At 46.3% G+C, this 26,144-nt stretch carries 27 protein-coding genes; 17 read left to right on the top strand and 10 right to left on the bottom strand.

Annotated elements, in window-relative coordinates:
- Positions 1-11: 11 nt before the first annotated feature.
- The 4 genes from sdhA to ICN33_RS08380 all read right to left on the bottom strand — a co-directional run bounded on the left by sdhA (position 12) and on the right by ICN33_RS08380 (position 3,522).
- On the bottom strand, positions 12-1,790 hold the full coding sequence (gene sdhA / locus ICN33_RS08395) for a succinate dehydrogenase flavoprotein subunit (RefSeq protein WP_216196157.1): 1,779 nt from the start codon (positions 1,788-1,790) through the stop codon (positions 12-14).
- A gap of 4 nt (positions 1,791-1,794) precedes the next feature.
- Positions 1,795-2,160, bottom strand: a complete 366-nt coding sequence (gene sdhD, locus ICN33_RS08390; protein ID WP_216196156.1) for a succinate dehydrogenase, hydrophobic membrane anchor protein — start codon at positions 2,158-2,160, stop codon at positions 1,795-1,797.
- 24 nt (positions 2,161-2,184) lie between these two features.
- Complete coding sequence (sdhC, locus tag ICN33_RS08385) at positions 2,185-2,604, bottom strand: succinate dehydrogenase, cytochrome b556 subunit (protein ID WP_216196155.1); 420 nt, start codon at positions 2,602-2,604, stop codon at positions 2,185-2,187.
- Between the two features lie 144 nt (positions 2,605-2,748).
- Positions 2,749-3,522, bottom strand: a complete 774-nt coding sequence (locus ICN33_RS08380; RefSeq protein ID WP_255530737.1) for a GntR family transcriptional regulator — start codon at positions 3,520-3,522, stop codon at positions 2,749-2,751.
- Positions 3,523-3,644: 122 nt separating this feature from the next.
- On the opposite strand from ICN33_RS08380, the gene ICN33_RS08375 reads away from it, so the two are divergent.
- A complete protein-coding gene (locus tag ICN33_RS08375) occupies positions 3,645-4,634 on the top strand; it encodes a malate dehydrogenase (protein WP_216196154.1) in 990 nt (329 codons plus the stop codon).
- Between the two features lie 21 nt (positions 4,635-4,655).
- Positions 4,656-5,027 carry a hypothetical protein gene (locus tag ICN33_RS08370; protein WP_216196153.1) on the top strand — a complete coding sequence of 124 codons (372 nt, stop codon included), beginning with the start codon at positions 4,656-4,658 and terminating at the stop codon, positions 5,025-5,027.
- Between the two features lie 114 nt (positions 5,028-5,141).
- Here ICN33_RS08370 and ICN33_RS08365 read toward each other — a convergent pair whose 3' ends face one another.
- Complete coding sequence (locus tag ICN33_RS08365; protein WP_216196152.1) at positions 5,142-6,353, bottom strand: DUF2863 family protein; 1,212 nt, start codon at positions 6,351-6,353, stop codon at positions 5,142-5,144.
- Positions 6,353-7,129, bottom strand: a complete 777-nt coding sequence (gene yaaA / locus ICN33_RS08360) for a peroxide stress protein YaaA (RefSeq protein WP_216196151.1) — start codon at positions 7,127-7,129, stop codon at positions 6,353-6,355. Before yaaA ends, ICN33_RS08365 begins: the two co-directional genes overlap by 1 nt.
- 85 nt (positions 7,130-7,214) lie before the next feature.
- Between yaaA and ICN33_RS08355 the strand changes: the two genes are divergently transcribed.
- From ICN33_RS08355 to ICN33_RS08290, 14 genes are all read left to right on the top strand, one after another.
- Positions 7,215-8,411 carry a pyridoxal phosphate-dependent aminotransferase gene (locus tag ICN33_RS08355; protein ID WP_216196150.1) on the top strand — a complete coding sequence of 399 codons (1,197 nt, stop codon included), beginning with the start codon at positions 7,215-7,217 and terminating at the stop codon, positions 8,409-8,411.
- A 32-nt stretch (positions 8,412-8,443) separates the two neighbouring features.
- A complete protein-coding gene (locus ICN33_RS08350) occupies positions 8,444-9,151 on the top strand; it encodes a glutathione binding-like protein (RefSeq protein WP_216196605.1) in 708 nt (235 codons plus the stop codon).
- Between the two features lies 1 nt (position 9,152).
- The gene (locus tag ICN33_RS08345) at positions 9,153-10,007 is read left to right on the top strand and encodes a 3-hydroxybutyryl-CoA dehydrogenase (RefSeq protein WP_216196149.1); all 855 of its coding nucleotides are present in this window, start codon (positions 9,153-9,155) and stop codon (positions 10,005-10,007) included.
- Between the two features lie 35 nt (positions 10,008-10,042).
- Positions 10,043-10,522, top strand: a complete 480-nt coding sequence (locus ICN33_RS08340; RefSeq protein WP_370623239.1) for a DUF3429 domain-containing protein — start codon at positions 10,043-10,045, stop codon at positions 10,520-10,522.
- 4 nt (positions 10,523-10,526) lie between these two features.
- The gene (locus ICN33_RS08335) at positions 10,527-11,840 is read left to right on the top strand and encodes a replication-associated recombination protein A (protein ID WP_216196148.1); all 1,314 of its coding nucleotides are present in this window, start codon (positions 10,527-10,529) and stop codon (positions 11,838-11,840) included.
- Between the two features lies 1 nt (position 11,841).
- Complete coding sequence (locus tag ICN33_RS08330) at positions 11,842-12,468, top strand: 2-hydroxychromene-2-carboxylate isomerase (protein WP_216196147.1); 627 nt, start codon at positions 11,842-11,844, stop codon at positions 12,466-12,468.
- 133 nt (positions 12,469-12,601) lie between these two features.
- Complete coding sequence (locus tag ICN33_RS08325; protein WP_216196146.1) at positions 12,602-13,201, top strand: copper-binding protein; 600 nt, start codon at positions 12,602-12,604, stop codon at positions 13,199-13,201.
- Positions 13,202-13,369: 168 nt separating this feature from the next.
- Positions 13,370-13,945, top strand: a complete 576-nt coding sequence (locus tag ICN33_RS08320; RefSeq protein ID WP_216196145.1) for a peptidylprolyl isomerase — start codon at positions 13,370-13,372, stop codon at positions 13,943-13,945.
- 24 nt (positions 13,946-13,969) lie between these two features.
- On the top strand, positions 13,970-15,796 hold the full coding sequence (locus ICN33_RS08315; RefSeq protein WP_216196144.1) for a bifunctional anthranilate synthase component I family protein/class IV aminotransferase: 1,827 nt from the start codon (positions 13,970-13,972) through the stop codon (positions 15,794-15,796).
- A gap of 9 nt (positions 15,797-15,805) precedes the next feature.
- Entirely contained in the window at positions 15,806-16,366 is a 561-nt protein-coding gene (locus ICN33_RS08310) for an NUDIX hydrolase (protein WP_216196143.1), read from the top strand.
- Positions 16,367-16,375: 9 nt separating this feature from the next.
- Positions 16,376-17,113 (top strand): leucyl/phenylalanyl-tRNA--protein transferase, encoded by a 738-nt coding sequence (aat, locus tag ICN33_RS08305; RefSeq protein ID WP_216196142.1) that lies wholly within the window; start codon positions 16,376-16,378, stop codon positions 17,111-17,113.
- Positions 17,110-17,856, top strand: coding sequence for an arginyltransferase (locus ICN33_RS08300; RefSeq protein WP_216196141.1), 747 nt, complete (start codon positions 17,110-17,112; stop codon positions 17,854-17,856). Before aat ends, ICN33_RS08300 begins: the two co-directional genes overlap by 4 nt.
- 9 nt (positions 17,857-17,865) lie before the next feature.
- Positions 17,866-18,900 carry a quinone-dependent dihydroorotate dehydrogenase gene (locus ICN33_RS08295; RefSeq protein ID WP_216196140.1) on the top strand — a complete coding sequence of 345 codons (1,035 nt, stop codon included), beginning with the start codon at positions 17,866-17,868 and terminating at the stop codon, positions 18,898-18,900.
- 114 nt (positions 18,901-19,014) lie between these two features.
- The gene (locus tag ICN33_RS08290) at positions 19,015-19,848 is read left to right on the top strand and encodes an IclR family transcriptional regulator (RefSeq protein WP_216196139.1); all 834 of its coding nucleotides are present in this window, start codon (positions 19,015-19,017) and stop codon (positions 19,846-19,848) included.
- A gap of 26 nt (positions 19,849-19,874) precedes the next feature.
- Here the strand turns inward: ICN33_RS08290 and ICN33_RS08285 are convergent, their stop codons facing one another.
- Positions 19,875-20,891 carry a serine hydrolase gene (locus ICN33_RS08285; RefSeq protein ID WP_216196138.1) on the bottom strand — a complete coding sequence of 339 codons (1,017 nt, stop codon included), beginning with the start codon at positions 20,889-20,891 and terminating at the stop codon, positions 19,875-19,877.
- 109 nt (positions 20,892-21,000) lie between these two features.
- A complete protein-coding gene (locus ICN33_RS08280) occupies positions 21,001-21,888 on the bottom strand; it encodes a DMT family transporter (protein ID WP_216196136.1) in 888 nt (295 codons plus the stop codon).
- A gap of 198 nt (positions 21,889-22,086) precedes the next feature.
- On the opposite strand from ICN33_RS08280, the gene ICN33_RS08275 reads away from it, so the two are divergent.
- Positions 22,087-22,641, top strand: a complete 555-nt coding sequence (locus ICN33_RS08275) for a phasin family protein (protein WP_216196134.1) — start codon at positions 22,087-22,089, stop codon at positions 22,639-22,641.
- An 82-nt stretch (positions 22,642-22,723) separates the two neighbouring features.
- Here the strand turns inward: ICN33_RS08275 and lpdA are convergent, their stop codons facing one another.
- A complete protein-coding gene (lpdA, locus tag ICN33_RS08270) occupies positions 22,724-24,508 on the bottom strand; it encodes a dihydrolipoyl dehydrogenase (RefSeq protein ID WP_216196132.1) in 1,785 nt (594 codons plus the stop codon).
- 9 nt (positions 24,509-24,517) lie between these two features.
- Complete coding sequence (gene aceF, locus ICN33_RS08265) at positions 24,518-26,143, bottom strand: dihydrolipoyllysine-residue acetyltransferase (protein WP_216196130.1); 1,626 nt, start codon at positions 26,141-26,143, stop codon at positions 24,518-24,520.
- Position 26,144: the final 1 nt, after the last annotated feature.

Genomic DNA, 26,144 nt, shown 5'->3' with positions numbered 1-26,144 from the left:
TTTCTCTTCGCTTAGAAAGTACGTTCTTTAGGAGGGAAGGACTCAACCGTTAAAGGCTTCAATACAACTGGCTTGTAAGAGAGCTTATTTCCCTCGCTATACCAAAGGGTGTGCTTCATCCAATTCTCATCATCGCGCTCTTGATGATCGTCATGGGAATGCGCACCGCGACTCTCCTTACGAGCTGCAGCAGAAATCATGGTTGCATTTGCTGTCTCAACCAAGTTAGCCACTTCCAAGGCTTCAATACGGGCTGTATTGAAAATCTCAGACTTGTCCTTAACCCATAAGTGCTTAGCGCGCTCTGTCAACTTAGCCATTTGACGAACACCTTCGTCCATCAACTCTTGGTTGCGGAATACGCCAGCATACTTCTGCATGCACTTACGAATATCGTTTGCAACGTCTTGAGCGTATTCGCCAGAAGTCGAGTTATCCAACGCTGCAATGCGAGCCAAAGTTTGTTCACCAGCATTTGCAGGCAAAGGTTTGAATTCACGATTTTTGAGATCAAGGCCAACGATGTGGTTACCAGCTGCGCGACCGAATACCAAAAGATCGAGCAATGAATTCGTACCCAGGCGGTTAGCACCGTGAACTGAAACACATGAACACTCGCCAATGGCATACAAGCCATTCACGATTTCGTTATGAATGCCGTTAGCAGGCACAACTACTTGCCCATTGATGTTCGTAGGAATACCGCCCATCTGGTAGTGAATGGTAGGCACTACTGGAATAGGTTCTTTGGTGACGTCAACGTTTGCAAAGTTAATACCGATTTCGTAAACAGAAGGCAAACGCTTCATGATCGTCTCGGCACCAATGTGTGTCAGATCGAGCACAACATAGTCACCGTTAGGACCGCAACCGCGCCCTTCTTTAATTTCTTGGTCCATACAGCGGGATACGAAATCACGTGGAGCTAAATCTTTATAAGTTGGCGCGTAACGTTCCATGAACCGTTCGCCATCTTTATTGCGCAAGATACCGCCCTCACCACGACAACCTTCTGTCAACAACACACCAGCACCAGCTACGCCGGTTGGGTGGAATTGCCAGAATTCCATATCTTCCAATGGAATTCCTGAACGAGCAGCCAAACCCATACCGTCGCCGGTATTGATAAATGCGTTTGTGGATGCGTCCCAAATACGGCCCGCACCACCTGTAGCCAACATCACAATCTTGGCTTCAAGGATATATACCTGTCCGGTTTCCATTTCGAGAGCGGTGACACCAACAACGTCACCAGCATCGTCGCGAATCAAATCGAGCGCCAACCACTCCACGAAGAAGTTTGTTTTCGCGCGCACGTTGCGTTGATACAAGGTATGCAACATTGCATGACCAGTACGGTCAGCAGCAGCACAAGCACGTTGCACTGGCTTCTCACCATAGTTTGCAGTGTGTCCACCGAATGGGCGCTGATAAATTGTGCCATCTGGGTTGCGGTCAAACGGCATACCAAAGTGCTCTAACTCATAAACAACTTTTGGAGCTTCGCGACACATAAACTCGATCACATCCTGGTCACCTAACCAGTCAGATCCTTTGATGGTGTCGTAAAAGTGATAGTGCCAATTGTCTTCACTCATATTGCCTAATGAAGCACCGATACCACCTTGTGCAGCAACAGTATGTGAACGTGTTGGAAATACCTTAGTTAATACAGCAACATTCAAGCCGGCTTCAGCCAACTGCAATGATGCGCGCATACCTGAACCACCTGCTCCAACAATCACCGCATCAAAACGGCGGCGTGGCAATGATTTTTTAATTGCAGTCATCGAATTACACTTTCCACAAAATTTGAATGGCGTAGGCCGCACAGGCTACGAGATATAAAACGGTTAACACTTGAAGTGTTAAGCGAATGCTGACAGGCTTGATGTAATCCATCCAAATATCGCGGATACCAATCCATGCGTGGTAGAACAAGCTGATGAACGCCAACAGCGTCAATAGCTTCATAAATTGGTTGCTAAACAATGCAGACCAACCTTCATAGGTAGCACTACCAGATACGCAGTAATCAACCAACAAAACAACTGTAAAAACCACCATCACAATTGCAGTTACACGCTGAATAATCCACTCTTTAAGGCCGTAATGAGCGCCTACAACTAAGCGCTTTGGTCCAATTTGATAAATAGGCATGAAATTTCCTTAAATGATGCGCGCTTAATACACGCCGAATAATTTGAGACCAACAATCGCGGTCAAAGCCAGACCTAAGAAAAATACAAAGATCGCTGAACGGTTTGCATCAACTTTTTCAACGCCGATCTCTAAATCCAACAGGAGATAGCGAATACCGGCGCAGAAATGGTGCAAGAAAGCCCAAATTAATCCGAGGCAAATCAATTTCACCAGCACATGGCCGGTAATTGCCTGGAAGTTTTGATAGCTCAGCTCTGAAGCTAAGCTTTGATCCAAAAGATAAAGCAGGAAAGGCAGCATTAAAAACAGTGCCGCTCCGCTAATACGATGAAGAATTGACACTTTACCGGCCCAAGGAAGGCGGTACTTAATCAATTGAGCAAGACCAATATTTCGGTAAACCGGTCTATCTTTTTTAACGTTTTGCTGTGAATCAACCATGGGTAATCTCTATCTGTAGGTGGAGGTTCATTGTGGTTTTGTTGTATCGCAACATATTCTATTGGAAACCTTAGTGGTGGTGGGGATTTTTTGGCGTTTAAAGGGGTGAATTACTGGTTTTTACTGATATGGATCTTCTTTAACTTAGTTCAATTTGTTCTCGTAATGCTGCTCTGAAGTGTCATACCTAGCGTGACGAATTTCTACTGGTTTATTCCCGTAGGTAAAAGCCACACGCTCCACAGAAAGTAGCGGCGCCCCTTCCTTTAGGTGCAGATGTTTGGCTAATACCGCATCAGCGGACACGGCCTTAATTTTTTCTTCGGCACGCACCATGTGGGTGGCGTATTGCCCTTCATAGAATGCATACACCGGTCCATGCCAAGCATGGAGCGCCTCAAGATCTAAGCCCTTAAAACGGACTCCAGGCAGAAAAATTTCTTCAAAAACAATGGGTTTACCAGCGAAGCTTTGCACTCGATCGATATGAATGATGGGGTCACCTGCCTTTAATTTAAGCAAATTGGCCACATAAGCCGTCGCTTTAGTCTTTTCGCAGGATAAAAATTGATTGGTTAGGTGGAACTTTTCACCGGAATCGGGGGCTAAACGCAAAAAACGGTATTGCCAGTCATCTTCTTGGTGTGTGGCTACGAAGGTACCCTTACCTTGTCGGCGAACTAACAGGTTTTGGGCAGCAAGCTCATCAATTGCTTTGCGAACCGTGCCCTGGCTGACGGCATAACGGGTTGCAAGCTCCATTTCGGAGGGAATAGAGTCCCCCGGAAGCCATTCCGAGGCTTGCAAACTAGCCAAAATCATCGCCTTAATCTGTTCGTACAGAGGGCTAAATGAGGCAACAGGCAAAGTCACATCAGACAAATTAACTCCAGACCGCGTCAATTGGATAAAATTCAAGGTAATTCTAGTCTTATATAAGACATCATTGACAGTGTAAAGCTAAAGTCCCTACACTTGAATGGATAATAGAAAAGTTTTCGTTAATTAACCCTCTTAACCTTCTTCTGGAGTTATTAGTAATGGCAAAAGCCCCAATGCGTGTCGCCGTAACCGGTGCAGCCGGTCAAATCGGATATTCCCTTTTATTCCGTATCGCCAATGGCGACCTTTTGGGCAAAGATCAGCCCGTAATCCTGCAATTGCTTGAAATTCCGGATGAAAAAGCTCAAAAAGCTTTGACAGGCGTCATGATGGAATTGGAAGACTGTGCTTTCCCACTGTTAGCGGGCATGACAGCGCACTCTGACCCAATGACTGCATTTAAAGATATCGATGTTGCCCTGTTAGTTGGCGCACGTCCACGCGGTCCTGGCATGGAGCGTAAAGATTTACTCTCCGCTAATGCACAAATTTTTACAGCCCAAGGCAAAGCATTGAATGCAGTTGCTAAGAAAACTGTGAAGGTATTGGTTGTTGGCAACCCAGCAAATACCAATGCATACATCGCCATGAAATCGGCTCCAGATATTCCTGCGAAGAACTTCACGGCAATGTTGCGCCTCGATCACAACCGCGCTCTATCGCAATTGGCTAGCAAGCTGAACAAGCCTGTTGCTGATATTGAGAAATTAGTTGTTTGGGGTAACCATAGCCCAACCATGTACCCAGACTATCGCTTTGCAACGATCGATGGCAAGTCTGTAAAAGACTCCATCAACGATGCAGCCTGGAACAAAGATGTATTTATTCCGACTGTTGGTAAACGTGGTGCAGCCATCATTGAAGCCCGTGGCCTTTCATCTGCAGCCTCTGCAGCAAATGCGGCGATTGATCATATTCATGATTGGGTTCTTGGCACAAATGGTAAGTGGGTCACTATGGGTATTCCATCTAAAGGTGAATACGACATTCCTGCTGAAGTAATCTATGGCTTCCCAGTGGTTTGCGAAAACGGCGAATACAAAATGATCGAGGGTTTAGAGATCGATGAATTCTCTCGCGAGCGCATGACACACACATTAAATGAATTGCTCGAAGAACAAGCTGGCGTTAAGCACTTGCTCTCTTAATTTTCTAAGGAAATATTGCACATGAAGAAAACGCTTCTCACCATTGGCCTAGGATTTGCTTGTCTCACTAGCGCAGCAACTGCGAGCGCTAATGAAGAATTCACTTGGAGCTGTAGCGAAAGCAAACAGTTTAAAACCTCTGGCACTGTCGAGAAGATGCGCCTCACTTGGGAATCCAAAACTTATGATTTAGATCGCCAGACATCCCTACCGGGTAGCTTGCGCTATAAAAATCCTAATTCTGGTTATGACCTTGTAGTGTTGGGCAACAAAGCGATGTTGTTCAACATCAAAGCAGGTGTGCGCCTTGCCGATTTCTGCCAAACGGCAGAGATGAGGTCTGGCAAGTTGCCACATTTGTTTGCAGGCGCAGAACCGTTTGTGCAGAATTAATTTCTGAAGTTGCATTAAACAAAAAAGCCGAGAATTTCTCGGCTTTTTTGTTGCTTAATTGTTGCTTAGTTTTATTTTGGCTTCTTGTTTTTTAGTTTTTTTGTCTATTTTTATCTAGTGAAACAATGGCTGCTGTGATGGCGCATCGTCCGGCATCTCAGCATGAATAGCCTCACCAGAGCGATCCGGAAATAAAGGTGCGCCACAGTCATCACAAAGCTCTGGGTCAAACAGCATTGCATGACGGAACACATCCTCTACACCCGCATCATGCAAGGCATCACAAATCTTCTTAATCGGACTTTCGTCATCTGTTAAATCATTTAAAGCATCGCTTGCCACACTCTCGCGATCGTACAAGGGCCAAATCACCCCATACATCACTTCAGAGGAGCCTTTTGAGCTGAAAGAAATACGGTATTCATCAGCCTGCTCCTCACCAAACGCACCAACCACACAAGATAAACCGGCAGGCGTTATTCCTAGAGTACTTTCCAAGAAGTTGACCGCCGCGCGAATACTTAAAGGTCGTACATGCTTATCAGCCAAGCGGCAGTTAGTGAAATACGCTTCTGGTAATAGCAATTCAAACTCGCAACCAGGCATGAGAGAGGCAATCGGCTCTTGCATCGCGTTTTGCCATCCAATCAAACTCACGCCACGCTCTTGTCGTGCTGGTGGCTCTGCCTGCCAACGAAATATTGGCGATCCACTTGGCGCACTTAAGGCGGCAATAATAAAACGAGGATCTGCCAAGACGGCGATTGTTTCAGACATGTTACGCAACTCAAGCTTAACGTCTTTTCCTGAGATGGCAGCAGTCGCTAAAGCTTCAGTCAAGACACGAGTTTGACAATGAGAGTGTGGCATTTGATCAATGCTATATAACCAAGGAACAATGGCTATGCGCGTATCGGTTGATGCAATCGCGCTATGTAAGGCCTGCGCGGTAGACTCAATGATGCTTACTGGCAATGGTCCAGAAGGAATCTGATAACGAGTATGAGCAACTATAGGCATGGCTAGCAACAGCACATCCCAACCCTGCCCTTCATGCTCAATCTTTAATGACTCAGCCAATGTTTCTGCAATATCGGCGAGCACTTCAAAGGCTACTGTATTGATGCGAAAGGTTTGATCCAAAGCAGCATCAATCACATTTTGATTTTGACTTTTGAGCAGGCGCATTAAACGTACATTCAAACGCTCTTCCCAAAAGCGATCCTCAATTTGACTTCCAGAAGCAGCCAATGAAATAGCGTCAGACACTAACTTCTCCACCTCAGGAGAATTACGTTGCGATGATTTAGTGCGATGTACGGCCATTATTTTCTTTCCGCCCTTCTAAATACTGGCTTATCTACTTTAGATTCTGCGGCATAGTATTTATAGCCATCCAAATTGAAGCCTTTTAAATCCACTGGGTCAGTAACTCTATTTTCAACCACGTAGCGCGCCATTAAGCCACGGGCCCGCTTGGCATAAAAAGAAATAATCTTGTACTTACCGTCCTTGGCGTCCTGAAACACTGGGGAGATAACTTGGCAATCCAATTCTTTTGGCTGGAGCACCTTGAAATACTCCTCTGAAGCTAAATTCAATAGCACGGGCTTCTTTTGCTTTTCCAGAACTTTCTTAATGGAATCGGTTACGCGACTTCCCCAAAAAGCATAAAGATCCTTCCCCCTGGGATTTTTGAATGAAGTACCCATCTCCAGACGGTAGGGCTGCATCAAATCCAAGGGCTTTAGTGCCCCATAAAGGCCAGACAAAATCCGGATGTGGTCTTGGGCAAATTGCACTGACTTTGCATCTAGGGTTTTGACATCAAAACCATCATAGACATCCCCGTTAAAGGCGTAGATTGCCGGCTTGCTATTCTCATCGGTGAATTTCTTGGACCAATCTCGGTAGCGGCCGACATTCAGAATAGCCAATTGATCGGATAAACCCATCAATTTGGCAACGTCTTGGGGAGCTAACTTCTTAAGATCAGCAATCAGTTTGGCCGATTCTGAGACAAACTCAGGCAAGGTTGAAGCCTTAACCTTGACGGGGGTCTTGTAATCCAAGGATTTAGCAGGTGAAAGGACGATCAGCATGGCACAATTTGTTAATGTATTTTTACCATTCTAGCGACTACCGAATATATCCGCTTTAAAAGACAGACTATCACCTCCCATCTTCATGAACCCGCTAGAGACCCCCTCTTTTCCAAGCCGCCTACCGCAGGTAGAAACTACGATCTTTACGATCATGTCAGCACTTGCTGCAAAGCATGAAGCCATTAATCTTGGACAAGGTTTTCCAGACTTTCCATGCGACCGAAAACTGATTGCCGAAGTAAATGCTGCGATGTTGGCAGATCGCAATCAATACCCGCCGATGATTGGCATTGCTGAGCTTCGTAATGGCATTAGTCAGAAGATTAAAAATTTATACGGTCATCATTACGATGCGGATGCGGACATCACTATTACTGCAGGTGGCACACAAGGCATCCTGACGGCTGTTCTGGCTTGCGTTAGCCCTGGTGATGAAGTTATTATTATCGAACCAGCATACGACAGCTACCGCCCTTCGATTGCATTAGCGGGCGGCAAAACAATTTCCGTTTCATTAAATGTGGTCCGCGATGAAATAGGGCAAGTTGCTTCATATCAAATCCCTTGGGATGCATTAGCAAACGCAATCAATCCTAAAACACGATTAATCATCATCAACACGCCACATAATCCCACAGGTATGGTTTGGGATAAGGCCGATCTGGATCGCTTAGCAAACCTAGTTCGCAATACTTCAGCCTTAATTCTGAGTGATGAAGTCTATGAACATATGGTCTATGACGGTGCGCAGCATCATAGTGTGGCCTCCCACCCAGAGCTGGCTGCTAGGAGCTTTCTCATCTCCAGCTTTGGTAAGACCTATCACGTCACCGGCTGGAAAGTGGGTTATGTCGCCGCACCACCTGCGCTAACAAAAGAGTTTCGCAAGGTTCATCAGTTCAATGTGTTTACTGTTAATACGCCCATGCAGTATGGTCTGGCATCCTATTTATCTGATGCTGAACATTATTTAAATCTACCGGCTTTTTATCAAGCTAAGCGAGATTTTTTTAGGGCGGGATTAAGTCAAACGAAATTTAAACTACTGCCAACCCCTGGAACCTATTTTCAATGTGTGGATTATTCATCTCTGAATATTCCACAATCAAAATTAAGTGAAGTAGATTTTTGCAAATGGCTTACTACCGAAGTTGGGGTAGCTGCTATTCCAGTTTCTGCTTTTTACGAACAAATTACCGAGTCTGGCGTCATTCGTTTTTGTTTTGCAAAACAAGATCAGACTCTTACTAATGCATTGCAGCGTTTACAAACTTTATAGAGGATAAGATGGCAAACCCAAAATCGAATGGTGTGATTGATGTTTACAGTTGGCCGACACCAAATGGTCACAAGATACACATCATGCTAGAGGAATGTGGATATCGCTTAAACCGTGACTGGATTGCTCACCCGATTGATATTGGCGCCGGCGACCAATTTGCCCCGGAGTTCTTAAAGATCAGCCCCAACAACAAGATTCCGGCGATAGTGGACCCCAATGGACCGGATGGAAAACCCATCAGCCTTTTTGAGTCTGGTGCAATCCTGCTCTACTTAGCAAGTAAGACTGGCAAGTTTTTACCGAAGAACACGCGCGGCAAGTTTGAAGTGCTGCAGTGGTTAATGTTCCAAATGGGTGGCCTAGGCCCTATGCTTGGGCAAAACCACCACTTTCGACTCTATGCACCTGAGAAAATTGAATACGCAGTCAATCGCTACACCAATGAAGCTAAACGCATCTACGGGGTATTGGATAGCCAACTGAAAGATAATCCCTATATTGCTGGCAAATCCTACTCAATTGCCGATATTGCGATTTATCCATGGACACGTAATTGGAAAAATCAAGGCATTGATATCAATGACTACCCGCATTTCAAACGTTGGTTTGAAAAAATTGGTGCGCGACCAGCGGTACAGCGTGGTTGCGAAGTATTAACCGCATTACGCAAGCCCTTGCATGATGACAAGGCAAGAGAGCAGTTGTTTGGTTCAACCCAGTATCAAAAGAGGAAATAAGATGAGCATTCAATCAGTAGGCGTCATCGGTGCAGGCACTATGGGCAATGGAATTGCACAGGTGTGTGCGGTTGCGGGCCTTGATGTAGTGATGGTAGATATTAACGATGCAGCCGTACAGCGCGGCCTTGAGCAAATTAGCAAAAGCTTAGATCGCCTTGTCAAAAAAGAGACTCTATCGACTGAAGCAAAAGGAGCTGCGCTTAAGCGCATTAAAGACAGCACCTCATATGCAGACTTTAAAGGCTTAGGCTTAGTGATTGAAGCGGCAACTGAAAACCAAGCAATTAAAGAAAAAATTCTTAAGCAAGTGGATGAAATTGTGGGCAAAGACACCATCATTGCCACAAATACTTCTTCTTTGTCCATTACCAAACTTGCGGCACTTGATTCCAATCCCGCACGCTTTATTGGCATGCACTTCTTTAACCCCCCACCCCTGATGGCCTTGGTAGAGGTAATTCGCGGCTTACAAACCAGTGACGCTACACACGCAGCGATTATTGAAATGGCTAAACGTGTTGGCAAAGAGCCGATCACCGTTAAAAACTCGCCAGGGTTTGTTGTGAATCGTATTTTGTTACCAATGATTAACGAGGCATTCTTCGTTTTATCCGAAGGACTTGCTAGTCCAGAAGATATTGATGCTGGCATGAAGTTGGGTTGCAATCAACCCATTGGCCCACTAGCTTTAGCAGATCTCATTGGCTTGGATACCTGCTTAGCAGTGATGGAAGTCTATTTTGAAAACTTCAGCGACTCCAAATACCGCCCTTGCCCACTTCTTCGAGAAATGGTTGCAGCCGGATATCTTGGTCGCAAAACTGGTCGTGGCGTTTACACCTATGAAAAATAATTTTCTTCACTCTTATTAACGAAATCTTTCCCATCGTGAACCCTATACCACCCTTAGTTCGCAAACTTGGCTATGCCGGCCTCATTCCTTTTATTGGACTGGCATTAATGGTTCAACTAGCGCCAACACCAGTCAATTACTTAAGCGCTGAATCTTTAGCGGGCTATGGTGCCGTGATCACTTCATTTATGGGTGCTTTACATTGGGGTGCCAATTTACATCTTTTAGGCAAAGCTCCCGCAGGAGACCGCTGGGAAGATCGTAATGCCTGGATCTGGGGTGTAATACCCGCACTAGTTTCTTGGGTGGCACTTCATATTTATATTCCAGTTGGCTTATTAATTTTGGCTTCGACATTAATCATTCAGCGCAATATTGATCAAAATACTTATCAATATTATTTTTCTGATGAGGCGACCCGCTTAGCATTCATGACTATGCGCAATCGCTTGACCTATGTTGCTGCTGCATGTTTGGCCTGGGCATCTTTAGTCATTCTTTTTGTTCAAGCATGATGCAATGAGCAGTCTTTTTGATAGCGCACCGCCTCCACCACTAGCGGAAGCACTGCGTCCAAAGACAATCGAAGAAGTCATTGGGCAAGCCCATTTATTAGCAAGCGGTAAACCTCTTAACCTAGCATTTGCCTCAGGCAAACCCCATTCGATGATTTTGTGGGGCCCTCCGGGCGTTGGTAAAACTACGCTAGCACGCCTCTCAGCTAAGGCATTTGATCGCGAGTTCATTGCCATTTCTGCCGTTCTAGCTGGCGTAAAAGAAATCCGTGAAGCGATTGAGCATGCCCAGCAAAATATGGCTCAATATGGCAAGCAAACCATTTTGTTCGTCGACGAGATCCATCGCTTTAATAAAAGCCAGCAAGACGCCCTACTGCCCCATGTTGAGTCTGGCTTATTTACTTTTATTGGCGCTACTACCGAGAACCCCTCATTTGAGGTGAACTCAGCACTCTTGTCGCGTGCTCAGGTGCACATCTTGAAGTCACTTACCCCCGAAGAGCTGAAATTACTCTTTGAACGCGCGCATCAACATGCAATGCCTGATGTGCAATTTGACTCCGCAGCAATTAATACAATCATCTCGAATGCCGATGGTGATGCAAGACGCCTGCTCAATCTAGTTGAGCAAGTTCGGAATGCAGTACTTACACCCAATGCAGAAGTAAAAATAGTTGATCAGCAATTTATTGAAAACGCTCTGAGTGCTCAAGCACGGCGCTTTGATAAAGGTGGCGATCACTTCTACGATCAAATCTCTGCCCTACACAAATCCGTTAGAGGTTCAAATCCCGATGCGGCTTTGTATTGGTTTTGTCGCATGCTAGATGGTGGCGCTGATCCTCGATATCTAGCCAGACGCATTATTCGCATGGCCTGGGAAGATATTGGCCTGGCAGACCCAAGAGCCATGCAATTAGCCAACGATGCCGCGCAGACCTATGAAAGACTGGGTTCCCCTGAGGGTGAGCTTGCCTTGGGGCAAGCGGTGGTTTATCTTGCAGTCGCCTCTAAGAGCAATGCAAGCTATAACGCCTTTAATGCTGCCCGTGCTTATGTGGCAAACGATCAGTCCAAACCTGTTCCCAATCATCTGCGCAATGCACCTACGAAATTGATGAAAGAACTTGGTCATGGCAAAGAGTATCGCTACGCCCATGATGAGCCTCATGGCTATGCCGCCGGTGAATCCTATCTGCCAGAGGGCATGAAAGAACCGCATTGGTATGAGCCTGTTGAGCGAGGACTCGAGACACAGATCAAAGAAAAATTGGCTTTCTTAAAAAAGCTCGATGAAGAGCACAAGAAGAAATGATATGAGCATAAAGACGTCAGCCACTTTTTATTACGATATCGTCTCACCCTTTGCCTATCTTTATATTAAGCAAAGACAGCGCCTTGAAGCCAAGCTAGATATCCAGCCCGTTCCAATTTTGTTGGGCGGCTTACTAAGAGCATCTGAAAACATAGGCCCTGGAGAAGTGGCTGCTAAACGCCCCCATACATATCAGTTCTGCGTCTGGCAAGCCGAGAAACTCGGTATCCCCTTTCGCTTTCCCGAGCACCATCCTTTTATGACGGTAGCGGCACAACGTTTGCTGGTTGAGCAGAATGCCGATTGGGCTATGGTTGAACGTGCCTTTGACTATGTTTGGGTAGAGGGAAAGGATCCCAATCTATCTTGGCCAGAATTTTGTGTTTACCTAGGGCTGCCAGCAGATATGGCCAAACCGGAAAGTCCAGAAGTGAAAGCTAAGCTGATCTCCAATACTAAGCAAGCTAAAACCGATGGTGCTTTTGGGGTTCCTGCCCTGATAGTCAAGCAGCACTGCTTTTGGGGTGTCGACACTATCGATTGGGCCCTAGATTACCTCAGCAGACCCGGCATGTTTGAAGAGGCCTCATATCAATATGCTGGAAATGTTCCCAATGGCCTCAACTAGGGCCAATATTGGGGCTGGAAGCTTTTTATTCTAAATTGATCCAATTGCAGCAAGAGATAGTTATCATAAGAAATGTCACTTTATAGTGACTGAGTCTTTCTTGTTTCCATCTTCATACACTCTAAGGAGCATCATGAAAAAAATTATTCTTCCTATCGCCGCCGCTGTTCTTGCAATGCCTTATCTAGCTGCAGCTCAAAATGCTCCACAAGGCGCAATGATGGTTGCCAAAGGGCCAGGTGAAGTTGCCGCCGCTGATGCCATTCAAATTCAGGGCAAAGTGAAATCAATTGATAAGCAAAATCGTAGCGTTGTAGTCGTTGGACCGCAAGGCAAAGAAGTTGCATTAGCTCTGGGTCCTCAGGCTCGCAATTTTGACCAAATTAAAGTGGGTGATTTAGTAACGCTCACCTATGTACAAGCATTAGCATTAGATCTGCATAAGTCAGTTAATGGCGGTAAATTAGGTCAACCGATTGTCTCCGAAGAATCTGTACGCGCAGCGCCTGGTAGCAAGCCTGCTGGTGCAGTTGAAAGAACAGTAAGCCTTACTGCAAACGTCATGAAGGTCGACCAGAAAAGTCAAATGGTCACCTTAAAAGGGCCAAATCGTACGGTGGAGTTAAAAGTTAAAGATCCAGCAGTCCTGCAAAAGATTAAAGTGGGCGATCAAGTCGACGCTACCTTTACCGAGGCAATAGCAATCGAAGTCACTGCAGCGCCAACCAAATAAGTCTTGTGAGGATGCAACTGCAGGCGAAATTTTTACTGCAGTTGCACTCTTTAGCAGGCTAACTCGGATTATTGAAGATAGCTCCTCTTTTAATAAGACTGAGCTTTCCCTTCTAGCATTGAGCAATACAATGAATACCATTCATACTATTTAATTCAAGGAATCTTTATGCGCAAACTATTTGCCAGCCTCGTTCTCGTTGCCAGCTGCTTTGCAAGCCAAGCCGCTATTGCTGGACCGAAGGTCGAATTCAAAACCACAATGGGTAATTTCGTGGTGGAGCTTGATGATGTAAAAGCGCCTAAGACAACAGCCAACTTTTTAAATTATGTGAAGAGTGGTTTTTATAACGGCACTATCTTTCATCGCGTCATTGATGGCTTCATGATTCAGGGTGGTGGCTTTACACCAGATTTAAATCAGAAACCAACGGAAGCCCCTGTTGTTTCTGAAGCGCAGAATGGTCTTAAAAATAATGTGTATACGATTGCGATGGCCCGTACATCCGATCCAGATTCTGCGACTTCACAGTTCTTTATCAACGTTAAAGATAATGCGGCCTTGGACTATCCCAATTCCATGGGTAATGGATATACCGTGTTTGGTAAAGTAATTTCTGGAACACAGACCATTGATGCCATCCGCAAAGTACCAACAATGGTTGCGCCTTCTCCCCGCATGGGCAGAATGGCCGACGTTCCTACAAAGAACGTCACCATAGAATCAGCCACCATTCTGAAGTAACTAGGACTAACCAGGCAAGCCGCGATGATTTTGCTCGACGATGCGCAAAGTACCGCGGCCTCGCCTACTAGTCGCCTATACGAAAACGTAGTCCATTATTGGCGTGTCTTACCAAGTGGTGATAGCGCACAAGATTTATTCGCTACACAAACTTGCCTAGAGGAAATATCTGCCGCTCTGGCCTGTGGTCAATTTGTCGTTTCTGCTTTCGCTTACGAATTGGGCAGACAGATTCATCAACTGCCTCAACGCATCAATCACTCAGATAGCCCCCACCCACTCATCGAGGCTTGGTCTTTTTTGGACTTCAAAAAGCTCTCGAAACACGATGTTGATTACTGGATTAACCAAAAATTAGCTTGGCTGGATCGCTCCCAAAAAAATGCTGGCGTCATGGATGTGCAGGAGTCCTTGAATGAGGAGCAATTCTCTAACGATATCAGGGCAATTCAGGAATATATTCGCAGTGGTGATAGCTATCAGATTAATCACACCTATCGCATCAAAGGTAAGACTTATGGTGCTCCAATCTCGCTATATAGTCGCTTAAGAGATCGCCAGCCAGGACGATTTGGTGCTTTTATAGAGCATGAAGGTAACTTTTTGCTATCGCAATCACCGGAGCTCTTTATCGCGCGCGATGGCGATACTTTAAAAGCCATGCCAATGAAAGGTACTGCGAGCGCCCTATCAGCAATTGCAAGCACCCTATCCAATGATCCAAAGAATCAAGCTGAGAATGTCATGATTGTTGATCTATTGCGCAATGATTTCAGTCGTATTTGCTTGCCGAGCACGGTAACCGTTCCCAATTTATTTGAAGTAGCAAGACATGGTGATGTTTTGCAAATGACCTCCACTGTGCAAGGTCAGATCAAACCCGAAACCGCTTTGTTTGATATTGTCAAAGCCGTTTTTCCATGTGGCTCTGTTACAGGCGCACCTAAAAAACGCAGCATGGAAATTATTCAAGAACTGGAACCTGAAGATCGTGGCTACTACTGTGGCGCCCTAGGATGGCTTGACCCCAATGGCAATTTTACCTTTAGCGTTCCTATTCGAACTGTTGAAATACACCAAGATCTTCAATCTCACGCTTCTCATTTCACCCTCGGAATTGGTGCTGGTATTACCAATGATTCCAATCCCAGCCAAGAGTGGCAAGAATGCGGCATTAAAGCAGCATTTCTCATGGATCTACCGAGTGCTACAGGCTTGTTTGAAACCATAGCGATCTCCAAGGGTGAGGCGCTACGATTGCAGGCTCACCTGCATCGGATGCAAACCTCCGCTCTCTCCCTCAGAATTGCTTTCAATCTAGAGGCTGCTAAGAATTTAGTTATAAGCGCCTGCGCACCTCTGGATAAAAACCTGTCCTATCGATTAAGACTTGATCTAGCACCCCATGGTGAGCTTTCTGTTGTAACTGCGGTTATTCACCACTCAAACGATCCCGTGAAAATTTTCTGGGCTAAGGATATTCTGCCCATGGATGTCACCATGTTTTCTGGGGATGCGTTATTACGTCACAAAATTAGCGATCGCACTCTTTACGATCAAGCTTGGCACGAGGCTGTGAAGCTAGGTGGATTTGACGCTCTATTTGTAAATGAACAAGGCTTTGTCACTGAGGGTGGCAGGACTAGCATTTTTATCAAACCTCAAGGCAGTTCTGAGTGGCTCACCCCTCCCGTTTCGGCAGGTCATCTGCCCGGCGTAATGCGTGCAGCCCTTCTTGCTGACCCATCCATGAATGCCCGCGAAGCTAACCTGACTATTAAAGATGTTTCAATGGCAGATGAGATTATCCTTAGCAATGCCCTGCGTGGCGCCGTCAAAGCCCACTTTTAGAAAGTCAGTATGAAGTATTGCCCTAACTGCGCCTCTGTCTTAACAATCAAAATTCCGGCGGATGATTCTCGCGAACGTCATGTATGCGAAGCCTGTGGCAGCATTCATTATCAAAATCCTCGCAATGTAGTGGGCAGTATTCCGGTATATGGCGAGCAGATTCTTTTATGCCGAAGATCGATTGAGCCTCGCCATGGTTTTTGGACCTTACCTGCTGGCTTTATGGAGCTAGGCGAAAGCACCAGTCATGGTGCTGCCCGTGAGACACTTGAGGAAGCGGGTGCAGTTGTGGAGATTGGCCCACTCTATTCATTGCTCAATGTACTGCATGCCGAACAGGTTCACCTGTTTTACTTAGCCAAAATGACTACGCCGGATTTTTATGCTGGCGAAGAGAGCTTAGAAGTCGCCTTATTTCATGAACATGAAATTCCTTGGGATGATTTGGCCTTCCCTACCGTCAAGCAAACACTCGAATGGTTTTTTGCAGATCGCGCTGCAGGCCTTTTAGATTCGGGAAAAGAGTTTTATGTCCGTAGTCGTGATGTCTTGCCGTCTGAGAGAATTTAAAGAGTCGTCATGAGTCAGATTGCTTGGTTAGGGCCTCAAGATCCTTTTCCCAATCCCCTCATAGAGGCAGATCCCGACCCCAGCGTGCCGGGACTCATCGCGGTCAGTGAACACATCTATCCAGGGCAACTGGCTCGCGCCTATCAACAAGGTATCTTTCCTTGGTACTCGGATAATCAACCTATCCTCTGGTGGTCTCCTGACCCTAGGATGGTATTAAAGCCTAGCGAATTTAAATGCAGCGACTCCTTACGGAAAATCATTCGCGCCTTTTGTCAAAATATCCAATCGCAGATAGTGGTGGATGAGGATTTTGGCGCAGTCATACGCTCGTGCGCCACCAGCACCCGCAAAGATCAAGACGGCACCTGGATTACCCACGAAATTATTGACGCCTATACCACGCTTCATGAACAGGGAAACGCCCATAGCATTGCTGTAATAGAAGATGGTCAACTCACTGGCGGCCTCTATTGCGTATCCTTCGGGGGCATGGTGTTTGGAGAATCCATGTTTAGTCGCAAGACCAATGCCTCCAAAATTGCTTTAGCTGCCCTCAGCGCATGGTGTCTGAGAAACGATATCTACATGATCGACTGCCAACAAGAGACAGCACACCTGCTCTCCCTGGGCGCAGCGCCCATGTCTCGACAACTCTTTTTAGAGCAACTGCAAACTTCCGTAAATCAAACTAAGATTGAGCAATCCTGGACTTTTGACAAAGCAATCTTGCATCACTGGCTATGACTCAGCTTAAAGAACTTCCCCTGACCACACTGCAGTTCTATGCAACTGCTCCATACGCTTGTAGCTACTTACCCAATAGGACGGCTCGGTCTCAAGTAGCCACCCCCTCTCACCTCATTCATGCAGATGTATATAACGACTTACTCAATGCCGGATTTCGCCGCAGTGGTTTGTATACCTATAGGCCTTACTGTGATGAATGTAAAGCCTGTGTTGCAACGCGTATCTTGGTGAATCAGTTTGAGCCTACTCGCAGTCAACGCCGCGCCCATAAAAAACATGCTGGCCTTGAGGCCTCTGTTCTCAATCTTGGCTATCAAGAAGAGCATTACCAACTTTATCAACGCTATCAAACTGAGCGTCATGCAGGTGGCGATATGGATAGCGATGATCAAGATCAGTACATGCAGTTTTTATTACAAAGTCGGGTGAACTCACGCATTGTCGAGTTTCGGGATGGTCCGCACGATTCGCATCCCGGTCGATTACGCATGGTGAGCATGATCGATATTTTGGAACAAGGGATCTCCTCGGTTTATACCTTTTATGACACGTCCAGCCCATCTGCGAGCTATGGCAGCTTTAGCATTCTGTGGCAACTTGAACAAGCTCGCGTATTAGGCCTGCCTTATCTTTATCTTGGCTACTACATTAAAGAGAGCGACAAGATGTCGTACAAGGTGAAATTTCAGCCGATGGAAGGTTTGATTGACGACCATTGGCAAACGCTGTCTGAGTCATAATATCTACCCATGATTGATCGTTACTCCCTTCTACGCCCTTGGCTTTTTTGCATAGACCCCGAAAAAGCACACAACCTCACCCTTAGCAATATGGATCGCGCAGAGCGCTGGGGACTGTTGGAACGTCTTGTCACTAAACCGATTAACGATCCACAAATACTCTGTGGCATTGAATTTCCAAATCCAGTTGGATTGGCCGCAGGGATGGATAAAGACGGGAAACATATCGATGCCCTTGCTGCATTAGGATTTGGATTTTTGGAAATTGGCACGGTGACTCCCCGTCCGCAACCAGGAAATCCTAAGCCCCGCATGTTTCGCTTACCAGAAGCTCAGGCCATCATCAATCGCATGGGCTTTAATAATGATGGTGTTGAAGCCTGTGTTGCCAGAGTCCGTCGCTCCAAATTCTGGCAAAGCGGTGGTGTACTGGGTTTGAATATCGGAAAAAATGCCAGCACCCCAATAGGAGAAGCCTCACGCGATTATGTTCTAGCAATGGAAGCAGTCTATGAAATTGCTACTTACATTACTGTCAATATCTCCTCTCCAAATACGCAAAATCTGCGCGACCTACATGGCGAAGAAATGCTCCGCGAATTATTGGGTAGCCTAGATGAGGCCAGAAAGCGTTTAAGCGATCGCTATGGCGTTCGCAAGCCACTCTTTTTGAAGATTGCACCAGACTTAGATCATGGCGATATCAACCTGATTGCCGATCTCCTCATAGAGTTTGGCGTTGATGCAGTCATTGCAACCAATACAACGATCTCTCGAGATGCAGTGCAAGGAATGGAGTATTGCGCAGAGGCCGGCGGTCTTTCAGGTGCTCCAGTGCGCAATGCTTCGAATGTTGTGATCAAAGCTTTGAAAGCCAGATTAGGAAATCAGATTCCAATCATTGGTGTTGGCGGCATCCTATCGGGCGCAGACGCCCGCGAAAAGATCATGGCTGGCGCCAGTCTCGTTCAACTCTACAGCGGATTAATCTATCGGGGGCCAGACCTTGTGAATGAGTGCGCTACTGCCCTAAGGCAACCCTAAGCAGCCTTAAGACAAGTCTGGCACCCTAATTTTTCCGCTGAAAAGGGGAAAGATGCAACATTAGCTTTATAAAATAGGATTTCATAATATGCAATTTCATCTGAAATCGCTACAATGAGGCCTATGAACATCAGCAAAACTGTGAAAACTCGCAAATCTACCGGGGAAGTTGGCAAGACTGCCATCCAAGTAGTGGAGCGCATGATGAATTTGCTCGATGCTCTTGCCGAGCAAGAAGAGTCGAGTAGCCTGAAGAATCTAGCAGAAACCACTGGTCTTCACCCCTCAACAGCTCACCGTATTCTGAATGACATGGTTGCCTGCCGCTTGGTTGAGCGTGGCGATGGTGGAACCTATCGGCTTGGTCTGAAGCTTTTAGAGTTAGGTAACTTAGTTAAAGCGCGCTTATCTGTGCGCGAAGCAGCTCAACTACCGATGCGCACTCTCCACAAGCTCACCGGTGAAACCGTCAATTTGTCCGTTCGCCAAGGCGATGAAATTGTCTACATTGATCGTGCATATAGCGAGCGTTCTGGTATGCAGGTTGTCCGCGCGATTGGTGGTCGCGCCCCACTACACCTCACCTCTGTTGGCAAACTGTTTTTAGCTAGCGATGATCCAGGACAAGTTCGTGCTTATGTCACTCGCACTGGTTTATCGGGCCACACTCGTAATAGCATTACAGACCTGAGCAAACTCGAAACTGAGCTTAATCATGTGCGTAAGGTAGGTAATGCTCGTGATGATGAAGAACTAGAACTGGGTGTGAGTTGTTTGGCCGCCGCCATTTTGGACGACACTGGAAAATTGGTTGCCGGTCTGTCTCTGAGCGCACCAACTGATCGTATTCAGGCGGATTGGCTACGCGCCCTACAAGAAACTGCCCTACAGATATCCAAGGGAATGGGCTTTAAGCCTAAGTCTGCAGAGCCAGGTTCAGTAATCTAACTGATTAACTTAATTCAGTTAATCAGTTACATCAAGCGACGAATCGGCTGCGCACCAGAAGGCATGCGCTCATACCAATCGCGGACACGAACAGCATCAGCAAAGCGTGATTGCGTTCCAACGGAATCCAAGAAGACCAATAGCAATGGTGTGTTATTCACCCGCGCTTGCATTACTAAGCATTTACCAGCAGCATTAATAAAACCTGTTTTCTGCAGACCAATATTCATATCTCCAGAGCGCACTAAACGATTAGTGTTCAAGAATTTCTGAGGACGCTTTGCAATCACCATCGTTAAATCTGGCCAAGTAGAAAACTCACGAATCATTTTGTATTGATACGCAGCATTCAGCATCCGGGTGAGATCTTCTGCAGAGGCAACATTCTCACTTAAGAGTCCTGTTGGATCTGCAAAATGAGAGTGCTCCATGCCCAACTCTTTTGCTTTGCGGTTCATAGCATCTACAAATGCTGGGATGCCGCCTGGATAATTTCTTCCCAAGGTATACGCAGCGCGGTTCTCAGAGGACATCAAAGCCAATAGCAAAGCTTCTTCACGCGTTAAAACCGTACCGCCAGCTAGACGTGAAGTGCGATAGATATACACATCATCTGCATTAATGACCAATGTTTCATCTAGAGGTAACTTGGAATCTAAGACCACCATAGCGGTCATTAATTTTGTAATGGAGGCGATTGGCAAACTGACTGAAGGGTTCTTTTCAAAATACACTTCTTTGGTATCTTGGTTTACAACCATCGCCACACTAGATTTCAAACTCAGTTCGTCATGTTGACCTCGCAAACCCAAGGCCGTGGCAAGAGATGGTCTTGCAGGAATGACAGGTTCTGTTGAGCGCGTTACTGTTGTGCGAACTGTTTTGGGTTTCTTTGCCGTCTTCGTGCTTGTCTTAACAACGACTTTATTCGTAGTTTTGGCGGCCTGCTTATCTTTATTGGCAGCAGTAGCTGGTACGTTTACTAAGGTGCCAACAGCAAAAAGGGTCCACAAGGCAACGGCCCAAAATCGATTCAAACGCATCCGAAAATACCTTCCAAAACTTTCAACATACGGAATGATAATTAATTTCCCAAGCTAAGGCAGTTTTATTCGCCCCAATTTAGACAATTCATCCCTCTAAATAAAAACCCTACTCGGCAATTGTCGCCACTGTATTGGTCTGACGAGCATTTACCAACACTACGCCCGTCATCGTCAAACACAAGCCTACTGCCATTAGTAATGTGAATGGCTCATCAAATAACAGCCAGGCCATTGCAGCGGTTGTCGGTGGCACTAAATAGAGAAAGCTAGTGACTTTAGTTGCGGCCCCTTTGCGAATCATCATAAATAGCAAGCTAATCGATCCAATCGACAAGGGGAAGATGGCCCATAGCAAGGCGCCGATGACAGGGAGATTCCAAACCATCTCTCCTGACTCAAACAAATACATGCAGATGAAGCACAGCACAGCTGATACACCAAACTGAATGGATGATCCTGCACGCAGATCAAATACTGGGCAGAACTTCTTTTGATAAAGCGTGCCAAATGTAATTGAGAAAAGCGCAATAAATGCCAATATGTAACTAAACATAGGGATGTGTGCAAAACCAATCTTTTCCGCAACCACCAAAGCCACGCCTGCAAACCCGAAGCCCAGACCTATCCATTGACGTGGCGACACTTTCTCTGAAATCCAAGCGGCAAACCATGCCGTCACAATTGGCTGCAAACCAACAATGATGGCGACCAGCCCGGCTGTCATTCCCAATCTGACAGCGAACCAAACTCCCAGCAAATAACCAAACTGCAGCAAGATGCCTGCAACCGCAATATGCTTGATTTGAGACCAGCTAGGCCATGTGATTCTCCACACTAGGCTGAGGGCTGCCATGGCTGCTAGAACCCCTGCAAAGCGCCAAAACAAGAATGTAGCCGGCTCTACGTAAGGCATTGCCAGACGAGCGATTACAAACCCAGTACTCCAAATGAGTACAAAAATTGGGGCTATAGCATTGTCTAGCGAAAGCTTCATAGGTAACTTACTGAAAATATTGAGATTTTTTACTGAGGTCCTAATTTTAGGCTCTTTTCAGGAATGCACTTCGTGGGTCTAGTCCGTGGAATTAATGCTGCAACGCAACATATATGCAATACAATGGTGCAAAGAGAGTACATTAAGCAAAAGCCTAAAGTCAGAATAAAGAAACCAGTCAAACGGAAAGAGATAGACATGAACTTAACTCCAGAACAAATTGCAGCAGCTCAAAAAGCAAACTTAGAGACCTTGAGTGGATTAACCAATCAAGCGTTGCAAAGTATTGAAAAATTAGTTGAACTCAATATGCATATCGCTAAGCAAAGCTTGGGGGATAGCATGAATAGCGCCAAGAAAGCCCTTGAGGTTAAAGACATTCAGCAATTACTCGCCCATCAAGCAGAAGCAGTTCAGCCAATGGCCGAAAAAATTATGGCCTATAGCCGTCATTTGTATGAATTAGCGCATGAGACACAAAACAGTTTCACAGAGTCCGCCGAAAAAGAATTTCAAGCCGGCCAAAAGAAAATCAACTCTTTAGTAGAAGAGTGGACGAAGAATGCACCAGCCGGATCTGACGCTGCAGTTCAGGCTATGAAACAAGCCATTGCTTCTGCGAATAATGTATTTGAGACTAGCCAAAAGGCAGTGAAGCATGCAGTAGAGGTTGCACAAACAAACCTGAACAGCGCAACTGAAACAGTCATGAAGGCTGCCGATACAGCAAGCAAATCCGCTAAGAAGAAGTAAGCTAATAGATATCTCAGGGAACTCCCTTGAATGCAAAAGCCCCGATTGCTCGGGGCTTTTTCTTTTGTAGATTAGGTGCTACTTAAGATTTCTTTTTGACAGGTGGCAAGTCAGTGCAATGACCATGAGCTGCCTCAGCAGCGAGACCCACAGACTCACCCAGCGTTGGGTGCGGATGAATGGTCTTACCGATATCTACTGCATCAGCACCCATCTCGATTGCCAAACACACTTCACCAATTAAATCACCGGCGTGTGTGCCTACAATGCCACCACCAATAATGCGATGAGTCGTAGCATCAAATATCAACTTGGTGAAACCTTCATCGCGTCCATTGGCAATCGCGCGTCCACTAGCAGCCCATGGGAATAGACCCTTCTCATAAGCAATACCTTGAGCTTTGCACTGCTCTTCTGTCAAACCAGCCCAAGCCACTTCTGGGTCGGTGTAGGCAACCGATGGAATTTGCTTCGCATCAAAGTAGGACTTTTCGCCAGCAGCAGCTTCGGCAGCAACGTGACCCTCATGCACCGCCTTGTGTGCCAACATTGGCTGACCAACCAAGTCGCCAATCGCAAAAATATTAGGCACGTTGGTGCGCATTTGTTTATCAACAGGAATAAAGCCGCGTTCATCAACCTGAACTCCTGCTTTACCGGCATCGATCTTCTTGCCATTAGGCGTGCGCCCTACAGCAACCAATACCAAGTCATAGGTTTGCGGTTCTGCTGGTGCGTTTTCACCCTCAAAGCTCACTTGAATTCCATCAGGCTTTACTTCAGCTTTGGCTGCGCGGGTCTTCAGCATGATTTTTTCAAAACGTCCGGCATTGAACTTCTCCCAGACCTTCTCTAAATCACGATCGGCGCCGGCCATTAAGCCATCCATCATTTCAGCAATATCAATGCGTGAACCAAGCGTACTGTAAACAGTAGCCATCTCTAAACCAATAATGCCGCCGCCAATGACGAGCATGCGTTTAGGAATACTCGTGAGTAATAAGGCGCCGGTACTATCTATAATGCGCTGATCTTCTGGCAAGAAAGGCAATTTCACAGGCTGACTACCAGCGGCAATAATCGCCTTCTGAAAGCGCACTACTTCTTTTTTGCCAGTGAGATCCTGACCAGCGCCATCGGTTAACTCTACTTCGACATGGTTTGCATCCAAGAACTTACCTAGACCACGCACCACTTTTACTTTGCGTGCTTTTGCCATGCCAGCAAGTCCGCCAGTTAGCTTAGCGATAACGGATTCTTTATAACCGCGCAATTGATCAATCTCAATCTTGGGTGCGCCAAAAGTGATGCCATGCTTAGCCATCGTTTTGACTTCGTCCATGACTGAGGTTGTATGCAGCAATGCCTTTGATGGAATGCAGCCGACGTTTAAGCAAACACCACCCAAGGTTGGGTAGCGCTCTACTAAAACTGTGTTCATACCCAAGTCGGCACTACGAAATGCTGCGCTATAGCCGCCGGGGCCAGCACCAAGTACCAACACTTCACACTCATGATCGACTTTACCGCTGTACTGCCCTGCTACTGGCGCAGGCGCGAGTGCGGCTGGAGCTGGAGCGGGGGCTGGTGAAGATGCTGCTGGGGCAGGAGCAACAGCAGGCGCTGCGCTACTGGCTTCAATCTCTGCAATCACAGAACCTTTACTCACCTTATCGCCTAGCTTGACTGCAATACTAGTGACAGTACCAGCGGCATCTGCTGGCACTTCCATAGTTGCTTTGTCAGACTCTAGAACTAGTAGTGGCTGTTCTTTTTCAATCACATCACCAACTTTAACCAGCACTTCAATTACTGGTATATCTGAATAATCACCAATATCCGGAACAAGGATCATTTGCTTAGCCATAGATCCCCCTTACAGACTGGCGCGACGGAAGTCGGCCAAGAGCTGAGCTACGTAAACGTTGAAACGCGTAGCTAAGGCACCATCAATCACACGATGGTCTGCAGATAAAGACAATGGGCAAATGAGACGCGGTATAAATTGCTTGCCGTCCCAAACCGGTTTCATTGCTGCTTTGCTCACACCCATAATGGCTACTTCTGGAGCATTCACAATTGGTGAGAAATACGTACCTCCGATACCGCCAAGTGATGAGATCGTAAAACTAGCACCTTGCATTTGGTCTGGCTTTAATTTGCCATCACGTGCAAGAGCAGCTAAGTCTGAAGTCTCTTTTGCTAATTCAAAGATGCCTTTCTTATCCGCATCTTTAATTACTGGCACAACTAATCCAGTAGGCGTATCTGCCGCAAAACCGATATTGAAGTATTTCTTCAGAATCAGATCATCGCCATCCAAAGAGCTATTGAACTCTGGATATTTTTTCAATGCAGCAACTGCAGCTTTCATTAAGAAAGCGAGCATCGTGATCTTGACACCCTTCTTCTCATTCTCTTTATTAGTGAGAACGCGGAATGCTTCTAAATCGGTAATGTCAGCATCTTCGTGATAAGTCACAGCTGGGATCATTACCCAGTTACGGCCCAAATTCGCTGCTGTGAGTTTCTTAATTCGGTTGAGTGGCTGACGCTCAATCTCACCAAACTTCGTGAAATCCACCTTCGGCCAAGGAATCAGATTTAAACCGCCTAAACTACCGCCACTTGAAGCTGCTACAGGACTACCGGCACCACCACTCATTGCGGCCTTCACAAATGCCTGCACATCTTCTTGAGTAATTCGAGCTTTAGGACCAGATCCTTTGACCTGAGTAATGGTGACACCAAGCTCACGTGCAAACTTACGCACAGATGGACTGGCATGACTTACGGCGGCATCTGCTGGCGGAGGTGTATTGCTGATAGGAGGAGGTGCTGGTGCACGTGCAATTGGCGGTTCAACTGCCTTAGTCACTGGAGCTACTGGCGCTGCCGCAGTAGCGGCTGCAGGAGCTGATGTAGCACCAGATGCCCCGCCTTCCAAGACCAGAACGACTGATCCCTCGGAAAGGCTGTCACCAACTTTCACTTTCACTTCTTTCACAATGCCAGAGTGTGATGATGGAACATCCATCGTGGCTTTATCAGACTCAAGCACAACAATCGATTGCTCTTTCTCAACTTTGTCACCAGCCTTAACCAAGACTTCGATCACTGGCACATCTTTATAGTCGCCGATATCTGGGACTTTGATTTCAATAGGAGTACTACTAGCGCCACTGGCACTAGCGGCTGCGGGAGCTTGAACAGGCGCGCTAGCTGCTGGCGTTGCTACTGGCGCCGGAGCTGAAGTTGTCGCGTCCTCTTCCAAGGTAATCACTAGGGATCCCTCAGAAAGGCTGTCACCAACTTTCACTTTCACTTCTTTCACAATGCCAGAGTGTGATGATGGAACATCCATCGTGGCTTTGTCAGACTCAAGCACAACGATCGATTGCTCTTTCTCAACTTTGTCACCAGCCTTAACCAAGACTTCGATCACTGGCACATCTTTATAGTCGCCGATATCTGGGACTTTGATTTCAATTATTTGACTCATA

The organism is Polynucleobacter sp. UB-Tiil-W10 (assembly GCF_018881605.1).
Classification (GTDB): domain Bacteria; phylum Pseudomonadota; class Gammaproteobacteria; order Burkholderiales; family Burkholderiaceae; genus Polynucleobacter.
Note: the sequence above shows the minus strand (reverse complement) of the source record. Positions and strands in the feature narration are given on the sequence as shown.

Excerpts from the sequence above, each read along its gene's own strand:
- ICN33_RS08330 (WP_216196147.1), top strand. The coding sequence starts at position 11,842 with ATGAGCATAAAGACGTCAGCCACTTTTTATTACGATATCGTCTCACCC.
- ICN33_RS08285 (WP_216196138.1), bottom strand. The coding sequence starts at position 20,891 with ATGCGTTTGAATCGATTTTGGGCCGTTGCCTTGTGGACCCTTTTTGCT.
- aceF (WP_216196130.1), bottom strand. The coding sequence starts at position 26,143 with ATGAGTCAAATAATTGAAATCAAAGTCCCAGATATCGGCGACTATAAA.
- ICN33_RS08370 (WP_216196153.1), top strand. The coding sequence starts at position 4,656 with ATGAAGAAAACGCTTCTCACCATTGGCCTAGGATTTGCTTGTCTCACT.
- ICN33_RS08310 (WP_216196143.1), top strand. The coding sequence starts at position 15,806 with ATGAAGTATTGCCCTAACTGCGCCTCTGTCTTAACAATCAAAATTCCG.
- ICN33_RS08335 (WP_216196148.1), top strand. The coding sequence starts at position 10,527 with ATGAGCAGTCTTTTTGATAGCGCACCGCCTCCACCACTAGCGGAAGCA.
- ICN33_RS08345 (WP_216196149.1), top strand. The coding sequence starts at position 9,153 with ATGAGCATTCAATCAGTAGGCGTCATCGGTGCAGGCACTATGGGCAAT.
- ICN33_RS08295 (WP_216196140.1), top strand. The coding sequence starts at position 17,866 with ATGATTGATCGTTACTCCCTTCTACGCCCTTGGCTTTTTTGCATAGAC.
- sdhA (WP_216196157.1), bottom strand. The coding sequence starts at position 1,790 with ATGACTGCAATTAAAAAATCATTGCCACGCCGCCGTTTTGATGCGGTG.
- ICN33_RS08320 (WP_216196145.1), top strand. The coding sequence starts at position 13,370 with ATGCGCAAACTATTTGCCAGCCTCGTTCTCGTTGCCAGCTGCTTTGCA.
- yaaA (WP_216196151.1), bottom strand. The coding sequence starts at position 7,129 with ATGCTGATCGTCCTTTCACCTGCTAAATCCTTGGATTACAAGACCCCC.
- ICN33_RS08355 (WP_216196150.1), top strand. The coding sequence starts at position 7,215 with ATGAACCCGCTAGAGACCCCCTCTTTTCCAAGCCGCCTACCGCAGGTA.
- lpdA (WP_216196132.1), bottom strand. The coding sequence starts at position 24,508 with ATGGCTAAGCAAATGATCCTTGTTCCGGATATTGGTGATTATTCAGAT.
- ICN33_RS08325 (WP_216196146.1), top strand. The coding sequence starts at position 12,602 with ATGAAAAAAATTATTCTTCCTATCGCCGCCGCTGTTCTTGCAATGCCT.
- ICN33_RS08290 (WP_216196139.1), top strand. The coding sequence starts at position 19,015 with ATGAGGCCTATGAACATCAGCAAAACTGTGAAAACTCGCAAATCTACC.
- ICN33_RS08300 (WP_216196141.1), top strand. The coding sequence starts at position 17,110 with ATGACTCAGCTTAAAGAACTTCCCCTGACCACACTGCAGTTCTATGCA.
- ICN33_RS08280 (WP_216196136.1), bottom strand. The coding sequence starts at position 21,888 with ATGAAGCTTTCGCTAGACAATGCTATAGCCCCAATTTTTGTACTCATT.
- aat (WP_216196142.1), top strand. The coding sequence starts at position 16,376 with ATGAGTCAGATTGCTTGGTTAGGGCCTCAAGATCCTTTTCCCAATCCC.
- ICN33_RS08315 (WP_216196144.1), top strand. The coding sequence starts at position 13,970 with ATGATTTTGCTCGACGATGCGCAAAGTACCGCGGCCTCGCCTACTAGT.
- sdhD (WP_216196156.1), bottom strand. The coding sequence starts at position 2,160 with ATGCCTATTTATCAAATTGGACCAAAGCGCTTAGTTGTAGGCGCTCAT.
- ICN33_RS08375 (WP_216196154.1), top strand. The coding sequence starts at position 3,645 with ATGGCAAAAGCCCCAATGCGTGTCGCCGTAACCGGTGCAGCCGGTCAA.
- sdhC (WP_216196155.1), bottom strand. The coding sequence starts at position 2,604 with ATGGTTGATTCACAGCAAAACGTTAAAAAAGATAGACCGGTTTACCGA.
- ICN33_RS08365 (WP_216196152.1), bottom strand. The coding sequence starts at position 6,353 with ATGGCCGTACATCGCACTAAATCATCGCAACGTAATTCTCCTGAGGTG.
- ICN33_RS08275 (WP_216196134.1), top strand. The coding sequence starts at position 22,087 with ATGAACTTAACTCCAGAACAAATTGCAGCAGCTCAAAAAGCAAACTTA.